The sequence below is a fragment of the Bacillus haikouensis genome, assembly GCF_013179555.1.
Lineage (GTDB): Bacteria > Bacillota > Bacilli > Bacillales > Bacillaceae_B > Rossellomorea > Rossellomorea haikouensis_A.
In genome coordinates this window covers 1-3,708 of the sequence record NZ_JABMCR010000345.1, presented here as the reverse complement: position 1 = coordinate 3,708, position 3,708 = coordinate 1, and the positions used below count along the sequence as shown (strand labels likewise).

Annotated in this window: 3 protein-coding genes; all 3 read left to right on the top strand. The window is 41.3% G+C overall.

Annotated elements, in window-relative coordinates:
- The first annotated feature begins 110 nt into the window (after nt 1-110).
- Nucleotides 111-1,508 (top strand): magnesium transporter, encoded by a 1,398-nt coding sequence (gene mgtE, locus HP456_RS21120; protein WP_172254790.1) that lies wholly within the window; start codon nt 111-113, stop codon nt 1,506-1,508.
- 20 nt (nt 1,509-1,528) lie between these two features.
- A complete protein-coding gene (locus HP456_RS21115) occupies nt 1,529-3,391 on the top strand; it encodes a monovalent cation:proton antiporter family protein (protein WP_172254789.1) in 1,863 nt (620 codons plus the stop codon).
- Nucleotides 3,392-3,505: 114 nt separating this feature from the next.
- Nucleotides 3,506-3,708, top strand: a 203-nt coding sequence (locus HP456_RS21110; protein ID WP_172254788.1) for a DinB family protein, incomplete at its 3' end; no start/stop codon positions are given.

Below are 3,708 nucleotides of genomic sequence, written 5' to 3'. Positions count from 1 at the left end.
CTGTCAATAGCACAATATAAAAGTTGCGCCTTAGTTAACGGGCGACATTTCCGTAAAGATTTGCTAGTATTATTACGACTATTGACGATAAATGAAGGAGGTGTGGATTAATGAACGAACCGATCAATGAACAATCAAATGATAAAGAAAAGCAGGAAAAAGAAATGTATGATGAAGAGCTTCTCACAAGAGCCCTTCTGCAAGAAGATTTAGACCTTTTCCGGTCGGAGTTCATTCAATTACACTCCTATGATCAGGCTAAATTCTTTTCTAAAGTAGAGAATGAATTGAGAATTCGCCTTTACCATTATCTTTCTCCCGAAGAGATGGCAGAACTATTTGAGAGCCTTGATATAGATGAAGAGGATTATCAGGATATACTAGCAGAGATGAATCCTTCATATGCAGCTGAAATGCTGTCGAATATGTATGCAGATGATGCTGTCGATGTACTGAATGAACTTGATAAAGATCAGGTGGTCAGCTACCTGACCATCATGGACGATGATTCGGCTAAAGAAATTAAAGAGCTCCTTCATTATGAGGAATATACTGCCGGAAGTATCATGACAACCGAATTTGTCGCTATTTCACAGAATCAGACGGTCCGGTCTGCCATGTACATTCTGAAGAATGAAGCTCCAAATGCGGAAACGATCTATTACATTTATGTCGTAGACGATGATAAGAAGCTGGTAGGAGTCATCTCTCTAAGAGATTTGATCATCAGCCATGATGATGTCATGATATCAGAAATCATGAGTGAAAGAGTCATGTCTGCCGGGGTTAGCGAGGATCAGGAAACGGTTGCAAGACAAATGAAGGATTATGATTTCCTTGCTTTACCGGTTGTCGATTTCCAGCATCATCTGCTCGGGATCATAACGGTTGATGACATCATGGATGTAATGGAAGAAGAAGCATCGGATGATTACTCCAAACTTGCAGGTATTGCTGACTTGGATTCCATTGACAGAAACCCCTTCAACGCAGCTAAAAAGCGGCTCCCTTGGCTGATTGCATTACTATTTCTGGGAATGTTTACAGCGAGCCTCATCGGCCGTTTTGAAGCTACTCTTGATAAAGTAGCCATTCTTGCAGTCTTTATACCCCTTATTGCAGGGATGGCAGGAAATACTGGTACACAGGCTCTTGCCGTTGCTGTCCGGGGAATTGCCACTGGTGACTTGGAGAAGGAAAATAAACTTGCCCTTATCATTCGTGAAGCCGGGACAGGGCTGATTACCGGTACGACATGTGGAATTGTCGTGAGTATGATTGTATATGTATGGAAAGGGACATTTTTTCTGGGGATATTAGTCGGCGTATCAGTCATGGTTTCATTATTTGTCGCTACACTTGCGGGAACCCTTGTCCCCCTGCTCATGCACAAATTAAAAGTGGATCCTGCGGTAGCCTCGGGTCCTTTTATTACGACAATAAATGATATCATCAGCATCCTCATTTATTTTGGATTAGCTACATTGTTCATGAATTATCTTATATAGAAAGAATGGGGGAAAGCATTATGGAACAGCATGCCTCGGTAACATCTCTGGTTATCGTCATCATTGTCGCATTTTTGACGCCTATTTTGCTGCACCGATTTAAATTGAATTTCATTCCCGTGGTCATCGCTGAGATCATCATGGGGCTGGTGATAGGGAAAAGCGGTTTTGATCTTGTCCACCAGGATATGTGGCTTGAAACGCTGTCAACATTCGGATTCATCTTTTTAATGTTTTTAAGTGGACTCGAAATTGATTTTAAAGCATTCTCTAATAGTAAGAAAAAGAAAGAAATTCTACCAAGCGGTAAAGAAGAACCAAACCGACTGAAGGTTGCTACCATCATTTTCATTGGTATCTTCTTTGTCTCTCTTGGACTCTCTTATTTATTTGTGCTCTTTGGACTTATCGAGAATGCCTTCCTGATGACATTGATCATTTCAACTATTTCATTGGGAGTTGTCGTTCCAACACTTAAAGAAGCTCAAATATCCAAAACAGCCATCGGCCAAATCATCTTATTGATTGCCGTCATTGCTGACCTGGTTACAATGATCCTTCTGGCAGTATTCGTTTCACTCTACGGTGAAGGGCATGGAAGTATGTGGCTGCTGCTTGTCCTGTTTGGAGTTGGAGTACTTCTTTATCTGTTAGGAAAGCGTATGAAAAACAACAATTTTATAAAAAGCTTATCCACTGGCACAGTGCAAATTGGAACACGTGCAGTCTTCACGCTTATTATATTATTGGTGGCTGTCTCTGAAACAGTAGGTGCAGAAAACATCCTCGGTGCCTTTTTGGCCGGCGTGCTGGTGTCATTGCTGGCACCAAATCAAGAAATGGTACAGAAACTGGATTCCTTCGGTTATGGATTTTTGATACCTATATTTTTCGTCATGGTTGGTGTCGAGTTAGATCTTCATTCCATGCTGAATGATAAAAAAATGCTGCTCTTGATTCCTTTATTACTAATAGCATTTTTGATTTCCAAGTTGCTGCCAGTTTACCTGTTAAAGAAATGGTATGATACAAAAACGACCATAGCATCTGCGTTCCTGCTTACATCGACTCTTTCACTGGTCATTGCAGCAGCAAAGATTGCTGAAAGAATGGAAATCATTACTCCTCAAATGAGCGGAACTTTGATTCTCGTTGCCGTCATCGCGTGTATCATTACACCGATAGTCTTTAAGAAGTTATTCCCAAGAGAAAGCGCAACTGAGAAGAAACTGAAAGTGGTGTTCCTGGGAGCCAATCAGATGACCCTGCCTGCATCCAGGGAATTGCAATCTTCACTTTATGACTCCATCCTTTATCATACGATTCAGGATAAGTCGGATAAGAATATTGCAGACTCATTATTCAACATCAATGAAATTGAGGATTACGCGCTTGATACATTGGAAGCTCTTGATGTATTTGAGGCAGATATAGTCGTAATCTCGACGGGAGATGAAGAAGCAAATGCCACTCTTGCCGTTGCAGCAAAAGAAAGAGGCGTCGAACGGGTCATTGTCAGAGTCGAAAGCCCTGACCTGCATGAAACGCTGAGAGAGCAAGAAATTGAAGTCTACTCGGTATTCCTTTCTACGAAAGCATTGCTGAGAGCAATGATAGAATCACCATCAGTGATGAATATCCTGACAAACCAGGAAATGTCGCTGTACGAAATAAAAATGCTGAACAGCCAGTTTGAAGGTATGACTCTGAGAAAATTCCCGTTTACAGGAGATGTCATCTTTGTCCGGATTTTCAGAGGCAAAGATTCGATTGTCCCACATGGTGACACAGAGCTTCATATGAATGACAGGCTTATTGTGACCGGCTCTAAGGAATACGTGGATGAATTAAAACGCGAACTTGAATTCTGCGAATATTGTTAAAGGATGACTCCCCGGCCTGCCCGGGGAGTTTTTATTTAGGTCCGATTATAGAGGATTTTCACTTGTTGATACCTAATTAGTACTATAAGCTGAAGAGTAAGGAGATGATGGAAGATGTGGGAATTAAAAGTAGTGGAAATAAGAGAAAAGTTAAAAGCAACTTTTGAGGGGCTATCAAATGAAAAAATGAATGAGAAGCCTTCACAAGATGAATGGAGTATTGCACAAATCGTTCTGCACCTTGCAGGAGCAGAGACGCGTTTTATGAAACTTGCATTGGAGGCTGCACAAGAACAGCCGGATCATAAAGGGGAATC